At 67.1% G+C, this 319-nt stretch carries 1 protein-coding gene; it reads right to left on the reverse strand.

The annotated features are described in order from the left end of the window. The coding region (locus AC2YHB_RS25635; protein WP_487354882.1) for a hypothetical protein at window positions 1–319 on the reverse strand (319 nt) is incomplete at both ends.

Here is a 319-nt window from a genome sequence, read left to right on the forward strand (position 1 = left end):
AGGGTGGACTCTCCGCCCGGGAACTCGTAGCCCGGCTTGGCGGTCAGCACGACGTCACCGTCGACGACCTCGACCGTGTACTCGTCGGTCTCGGGAACCTCCGGGAACGCGATGTTGTCCGGGCCGCACGGATCGACCGGCTCGATCGTCGGAGGAGTGATCTGGGCGAGCGGGCAGTTGACGAGCTCCTCGTCGCCCGGCTGCTCGTTGCCGACGGCGTAGCGGATCGCGACGGAGTCCTGGGCGTCGGCGAACGTCCACGGGAAGGTCACCCCGTCCCAGTCCTTGATGGCGTTCTTGCTGACCACGATGATGTGGT

Source organism: Nocardioides sp. SRI_004, from assembly GCF_057586415.1.